Source organism: Chryseobacterium sp. 2TAF14 (assembly GCF_052115105.1).
In the GTDB taxonomy this organism is placed as follows: Bacteria; Bacteroidota; Bacteroidia; order Flavobacteriales; family Weeksellaceae; genus Chryseobacterium.
The window spans coordinates 22,063-29,209 of record NZ_JBFRGA010000019.1; the positions used below are offsets into that span (position 1 = coordinate 22,063).

Sequence of the window (7,147 nt, forward strand, 5' to 3'; positions counted from 1 at the left end):
TTAATAATCTTCGCTGACTTTGCGGTAAAATTAGAGAGACGCTTTTTCAAAAACTTCCAGCAATTTTACTTCTTCATTTTCCCAGCAAAGAATTTGGGAGGCTTTTTTCAATTCTGATTGATAGTTTTTTCTTCCTTTTTTTAAAATTAAATTTATTGATTTTGCGATATTTTCCGGTTGATGATCTTGAATAATTTCACCAACGTCAAATTGATTTTTAATATGCAGCATTTCCGGAAGCGGAGATAGAATCAAAGGAACTCTCGCCTGAATACAGTCTAAAACTTTATTCGGAAGTGAAAATTCGTAGCTTTCGCCACCATTTTCTTCAATACTCATCCCAACATCAGCGGTTAATGTGATTTCTCTTAAGTTTTCCGGAAGCAATTTTCCTAAAAACTGAACTTTATCCTGAAGGTTTTCTTTAATAACTAAATCTTCGTACTCCTTTTTTTTAGGTCCGTCACCGGCAATTTTAAAAATAACATTTTCAAGATGATGCATTGCCAAAATAGCTTTATCAATCCCCCGAAAAGGATTAATCGCACCTTGATACAAAAGTATTTTCGGGTTATTTTCAGGAATTTCTATTGAAAAATCAATTTTTCTCGGCGCATTTTGCACAACAGTTGCATTGATTCCATATTTATTCTGAAACCATTTTGCATAGCTTCCGCTTGCCGTAATCATGAATTTTAAATTCGGAACGATTTTATTCTGCAGGTAACGCCATAATTTTTGAGACATTCTACCCTGAATAGCAGGCATTTCAGAAAAAATTTCATGACTGTCGAAAACTAACGGAATATTTAATTTTTTAGCTAAAAGATAATTGGGCAGCAAAGCATCCAGATCATTGGCATAAAGAATGGTATTCTGCCCTGCTTTTCCGTAAAGTTCCCAGTAAAGCTTCCAGTTAAATTCAAAATAGGCAGTCTTTAAGGTTTTAGAAACAAGCGAAATTCTGGAAAATTTGTAAGGACGAGTCATTACTTCTTCCCCACCCCAATTATTTCCGATGAGTTCAATTTCATAGCCGTTTTCATGTAAAGTACGGCATACTTTTTCAATTCTCTGATCGGTGTAAAGATTACTGAATGCGGAAATAAGGATTTTTTTTCGGCTCATTGTTTTTTCTTTGCAGTCAGTAAATGATATACCTGAACAAGACAAATAATACCATTCGGAATGATAACCGGCCAAAGCATTCCATTGAAGATTCCGTAAACCACAAAACAAATGCAGCCTATCAAATTAACGATCCTTATTTTGGTTAAATCTTTAAGGATGAAACTCAAAACGATAAAAACTGACGCGGCATAACCAATGTAATTGACAATCTCGGGATTCATAAGAAATATTTGAGGACGACAAACTTAGTCATTTTCAATAAGATAAAAAATATTTTTCTGCCATAAAGTCATTAATTGTTTTTTGGTAAAATATTTGTAATTTAGATATTGAATATAAAGCAATTCTGCTTTTATTCTAACGAGATATATTATGGATTATAAGTTTTCACAAGGTTTGAGCCAAGTGTTCAAGCAAAGCAAAAATGAAGCTAAAAGGCTGAAAAGTGAATTTCTTAATACAGAACATCTACTTTTAGGTATTATAAAAACAGAAAACTCTGCAAAAGAAATCCTTCAAGGGCTTAATGCCGATTTAACACAGATCAGAAGAAAAATTGAAACTTTAAATACTGCAAGTCTAAATCCTATTTCTGAAGAAATTACCAATATTTCATTCACTAAAATGGCAGATCATTCCATTAAGCGTGCAGAATTAGAATGCAGACAATATAAAAGCAACGAGATTAATACCGTTCACTTGCTTTTAGGCATTTTATATAAATATGAAGATCCTACTTCAAGTATTTTAGGAGCTTACGATATTGATTATGAAGGAGTTTCAAGAGAGTATCAAACGATGCTTAAAAATTCGGGGCAGGCTCCTCAAAACTCTGCGTACGACGATGATGACGACAGAGAAGAATTTGAGCAGATGAGAAAGCCGACAGGTAATTTAGGCTCTTCAAAAAGTAAAACTCCTACTTTAGATAATTTTGGTAGAGACCTTACTTCTTTGGCAAGAGACGGAAAATTAGATCCTGTAATCGGCCGTGAGAAAGAAATTGAAAGAGTTTCTCAGATTTTATCAAGAAGAAAGAAAAACAATCCGCTATTGATTGGTGAACCTGGTGTTGGTAAATCTGCCATCGCTGAAGGTTTAGCATTAAGAATTCAGCAGAAAAAAGTTTCGAGAGTTCTTTTTGGTAAAAGAGTGATCACTCTGGATCTTGCAAGTTTGGTTGCCGGAACAAAATATCGTGGTCAGTTCGAAGAAAGAATGAAAGCCATCATGACGGAGCTTGAAAAGAACCGTGATGTAATTTTATTCATCGACGAGCTGCACACAATTGTCGGAGCGGGAAGTTCTACAGGAAGTTTAGATGCTTCCAATATGTTTAAACCTGCTTTAGCAAGAGGTGAAATTCAATGCATCGGAGCTACTACTTTGGATGAGTACCGTCAGTATATTGAAAAAGACGGAGCTTTAGAAAGAAGATTCCAGAAAGTAATGGTGGAGCCAACTTCTATCGATGAAACGATTCAGATTCTGAATCAGATTAAAGATAAATATGAAGAGCATCACAATGTAGTTTATACGGAAGAAGCAATTCTGGCTTGTGTCAATTTGACATCAAGATACATTACAGACCGATTTTTACCAGATAAGGCGATTGATGCGATGGATGAAGCCGGATCTCGTGTTTATATTAAAAACATGAAAGTTCCTACAGCCATCATCGATTTTGAAAAGAAAATTGAAAACATCAAAGAACTTAAGCAAAAAGCCGTAAAAGCGCAGGATTATCTTGAAGCCAGAAAGCTGAAAGATGAAGAAGAGCGTTTGCAAATGGAGCTGAATTCTGCACAGGATCAATGGGATAAAGATGTAAAAGAGAAAAAAGAAACGGTATCCGAAGAAAATGTAGCTGAAGTAGTTTCTATGATGAGCGGGGTTCCTGTAACCAAAGTCGGTAAAAATGAGCTTGATAAATTAGCCGGAATGGATAATAACCTGAACGGAAAAGTGATCGGACAAGAAGACGCTGTGAAAAAGGTTGTAAAAGCAATCCAAAGAAACAGAGCCGGACTGAAAGATCCAAACAGACCGATCGGAACATTCATTTTCTTAGGAACAACCGGTGTCGGTAAAACCGAGCTTGCAAAAGTAATGGCAAGAGAACTTTTTGATTCTGACGAAGCATTGATCAGAATTGACATGAGTGAATATATGGAAAAATTCGCCGTTTCAAGATTAGTTGGTGCGCCTCCGGGATACGTTGGATACGAAGAAGGTGGTCAGTTAACTGAAGCGGTAAGAAGAAAACCTTATGCAGTCGTTCTTTTAGATGAGATTGAAAAAGCGCATCCGGATGTATTCAATATTCTGTTGCAGATCTTAGATGAAGGTCACGTTACTGACAGTTTAGGAAGAAAAATTGATTTTAGAAATACAATTATCATCCTTACTTCAAACATTGGAACAAGAGATATTAAAGATTTTGGTGACGGCGTAGGATTCGGAACCACTGCTAAGAAAACTACTTCAGATTCAAGAGCAAGAAGTACAATTGAAAATGCCCTTAAAAAAGCATTTGCACCAGAATTCCTTAATAGAATTGACGACATCGTTATCTTCAATTCTCTTGAGCAAAACGATATCAAGAAAATTATTGATATTGAATTGGCTAAACTTTACGGAAGACTTGAAAAGCTAGGTTACAAAGTTGAATTAACAACGGAAGCCAAAGATTTCATCTCAGAAAAGGGTTGGGACAAAGATTTCGGAGCAAGACCATTGAAGAGAGCGATTCAGAAGTATATTGAAGATTTATTGGCAGAAATGCTGGTAAACAAGCAATTAACTGAAGGCGAAACGGTAACTTTAGATCTAAATGAAGCTAAAGACGGATTAGAAGGAAAAACTTCAAAGCCTAAAAAATCGGCTGAGAAATCTTCTCAATAATCAATTTTTAAAATAAATAATGAAAGCATCGGGAAATTCTCGATGCTTTTTTGTTTTATGTTGAATTTTCTCCCACAGATTACACTGATTTTTCACAGATCATATTGTTAAAAAAATCTGCGTAATCAGCAAAATCTGCGAGAATATAATTTAAAGATTTAGATTTCTATTCTCAATCATCTGTGAAAATCTGTGAAATCTGCGGGATATCTTAAAGTCCCACCACAAAACCCACACTAGGAATCAATCCACCAGAAAAAACGCTGCTGTTTTCTTTATACAGAACATTGTACATCAAACCAATCTGCATAAAAGAATTATTACCGATTTGCTGCATATATCCACCTCCTAAATAAAGAGCCGTTTCCTGCTGATCGTCTTTGAAATCATAATATTTATCTTCATAATTAATGAAAAAATGCTGTAAATTCCCACTCACAAAGAAAGATCTTGCAAAATAATAATTCACAAAAGGACCAAAACCAAACATCGTTGATTTATAAAAATCTGAAGTCTGCCAGGAAACACTTCCGATTAAACCAGCCTCCAAATCATTTGTCAGACGATATCCTACTCTTGGTGCAACCTGTAAATTAAAATAAGAGTTGCTTCCGAAACCAACGCCTAAACCGCCGCCGAAAGTCCATTTATTGGTTTCAGCAGTTGGTGTTCCTACAGATATTTGAGAAAATGATAATCCGGAAATCAGGATAAATGAAGAAATAAAAAGTTTTTTCATATTAAATATTTTTTGGGTGAATATTTAAAACGATTTTGTGTTGCTATCGTTTTTATCAATGCATAAAATTATCATTTTTTTTGTGAATAGGATTATCGTAATTTTGCGGCTCAACTAAGAACTCCCGTTAAGAGTTTCGTAAAATTGAATATATGAAAGTAGTAGTAGGTCTCTCCGGAGGCGTAGATTCGAGTGTTACAGCGTATTTGCTGCAACAGCAAGGGCACGAAGTCGTGGCTCTTTTTATGAGAAACTGGAATGATGCTTCGGTAACTTTGGAAGATGAATGCCCATGGATTGAGGACAGTAACGATGCTTTAATGGTTGCCCAAAAACTGGGAATTCCGTTTCAGGTGATCGATATGAGCGAACTTTATAAAGAACGCATCGTTGATTATATGTTTGATGAATATCAGAAAGGCAGAACTCCGAATCCTGATGTTTTGTGTAACAGAGAAGTGAAATTTGATGTTTTTATGAAAACGGCAATGTCTTTAGGTGCTGACAAAGTAGCGACAGGACATTACGCAAGAGTAGATTCTACTTTTGATGAAAACGGGAAAGAAATTTTTCATTTGTTGGCAGGAAAAGACAATAATAAAGATCAGTCATACTTTCTTTGTCAGCTGAATCAGGATCAGTTGTCAAAAGCATTATTTCCGATTGGTGAACTGACAAAACCGGAAGTAAGAGAAATTGCCAAAGAAATTGGTTTGGTAACTGCAGATAAAAAAGATTCTCAGGGACTTTGTTTTATCGGAAAAGTAAGCCTTCCCCAATTTTTGCAACAGCAATTGGTTCCGAAAGAAGGTGAAATTGTAGAAATTTTCAAAGATTCTCCCCTTTTCGCACAGGAAACGCCAAGCTTTTCATCTAAAGAGGAAGAATTAGAATTTTTAGCTCAAAAAATTAATTATAAAAAAGCCGACGGAAAAGTAATCGGAAAGCATCAAGGTGCTCAATTTTTCACGATCGGACAAAGCAAAGGATTAGGAATCGGCGGACATAAAGAAAGCTGTTTTATCGTATCGAGAGATATGGAAAACAATATTATTTTCGTAGGCGAAGGTCACAGCTTCCCGGGATTGCATAAAAAAGCGCTGAAAATCGATAATGCTGAGCTGCATTGGGTACGTGAAGATTTAAGATTAAAAAATGGAGAATCGATGGAAGTAATGGCAAGATTCCGTTACAGACAGGAACTTCAGAAAGCAACAATTTATCAGTTTGAAAATAGTTTTTTCGTAGAATTCGATCAGCCACAATCTGCGATTGCTGAAGGACAATTTGCAGCCTGGTACATTGATGACGAATTGATTGGAAGCGGAGTAATTTCGTAATGAAAATTCAGAAATAATTGTAAATAGAGGTTTGAAGAAATTCAAGCCTCTTTTATTTTAATTAACAAGCCAATCTTTAAAATCTTTTACCCTTTCACGGCTTACCGTAATTTCTTCTTTTGGCTGAAAGTTTAATTCCACTTTATAATTGGGAGAAGTATGAATATTTTTGATATAATCTGAATTGATAATAAACTGCCTGTTGACGCGGAAAAACTTCTTGTCATCAAGCACATCAGTCAATTCATCTAAAGTAAATTCTGAAGGATAAACCCGTTCCGGAGTCTGCAGGTAAACAATTTTATTTTCACTGTAAAAACAGCTGATTTCCTGAGTCTGCACAATTTTCAGATTATAGCCGATCTTTACCAAAATTCTCGACAGCGTAGTTTTTTCTTTTTTTATTAACTGTTTAATCTCCTGCGAATTAACCGATTGATCTGAAGGAATAAATGACTTGAATTTTTCAATAGCTCCTGCAAGATCTTCTTCCATAATAGGTTTTAAAAGATAATCGATACTGTTGAGCTTAAAAGCCTTTAAAGTGTATTGATCAAAAGCCGTTGTGTAAATAATGAAAGCTTTTGTAGAAATTTTATCAAAAATATCAAACGAAAGACCGTCTCCTAAAACGATATCTGAAAAAATAAGCTGCGGATGCTCGTTTCCGGCGAACCAGTTTACCGCTTCTTCTACAGATTCTAGGTTGGCAACCAACTTTAAATCAGGAAAAAGACTCAGCATTCTTTCTAATTTTCTTGCTGCAGGTTTTTCGTCTTCAATGATGACTGTTTTAATCATTATTTGGCTTTTAGTTTTAGTTAATTTTAAATAAAAATAATTAAATCTTTTCTTTACACAAAAAGGATATTAAAAATTTTAGAATATAAAATCTTTTAAATATTCTATTAATTTTAAATCATAAGGGATTTAAAATTTTAAGATATTTTTAAGCGAAAATCAGAAGATTTTATTCAGCAACGCTTAAAGCGAAGCTCAACTTAATTATTCTTTAATCTTAATAGTTCTTAAT

Annotated in this window: 6 protein-coding genes; 2 read left to right on the plus strand and 4 right to left on the minus strand. The window is 34.7% G+C overall.

The window, feature by feature from the left end; all coding sequences use genetic code 11:
• Positions 1-30: 30 nt before the first annotated feature.
• Both AB4Y90_RS04060 and AB4Y90_RS04065 read right to left on the minus strand, forming a co-directional pair.
• The gene (locus AB4Y90_RS04060) at positions 31-1,128 is read right to left on the minus strand and encodes a glycosyltransferase family 4 protein (RefSeq protein WP_441556132.1); all 1,098 of its coding nucleotides are present in this window, start codon (positions 1,126-1,128) and stop codon (positions 31-33) included.
• On the minus strand, positions 1,125-1,352 hold the full coding sequence (locus AB4Y90_RS04065; RefSeq protein ID WP_441556133.1) for a uroporphyrinogen decarboxylase: 228 nt from the start codon (positions 1,350-1,352) through the stop codon (positions 1,125-1,127). Before AB4Y90_RS04065 ends, AB4Y90_RS04060 begins: the two co-directional genes overlap by 4 nt.
• 151 nt (positions 1,353-1,503) lie before the next feature.
• Between AB4Y90_RS04065 and AB4Y90_RS04070 the strand changes: the two genes are divergently transcribed.
• Positions 1,504-4,035 carry an ATP-dependent Clp protease ATP-binding subunit gene (locus AB4Y90_RS04070; RefSeq protein WP_441556134.1) on the plus strand — a complete coding sequence of 844 codons (2,532 nt, stop codon included), beginning with the start codon at positions 1,504-1,506 and terminating at the stop codon, positions 4,033-4,035.
• Between the two features lie 211 nt (positions 4,036-4,246).
• Here the strand turns inward: AB4Y90_RS04070 and AB4Y90_RS04075 are convergent, their stop codons facing one another.
• Entirely contained in the window at positions 4,247-4,774 is a 528-nt protein-coding gene (locus tag AB4Y90_RS04075; protein WP_441556136.1) for a hypothetical protein, read from the minus strand.
• 152 nt (positions 4,775-4,926) lie between these two features.
• Here AB4Y90_RS04075 and mnmA point away from each other — a divergent pair, with 152 nt between their 5' ends.
• Positions 4,927-6,114: a tRNA 2-thiouridine(34) synthase MnmA gene (gene mnmA / locus AB4Y90_RS04080; RefSeq protein ID WP_441556137.1), complete on the plus strand. Its 1,188-nt coding sequence runs from the start codon at positions 4,927-4,929 to the stop codon at positions 6,112-6,114.
• Positions 6,115-6,171: 57 nt separating this feature from the next.
• On the opposite strand, the gene AB4Y90_RS04085 is transcribed toward mnmA, so the two are convergent.
• A complete protein-coding gene (locus AB4Y90_RS04085) occupies positions 6,172-6,915 on the minus strand; it encodes a LytR/AlgR family response regulator transcription factor (protein ID WP_441556138.1) in 744 nt (247 codons plus the stop codon).
• Between the last annotated feature and the right edge of the window lie 232 nt (positions 6,916-7,147).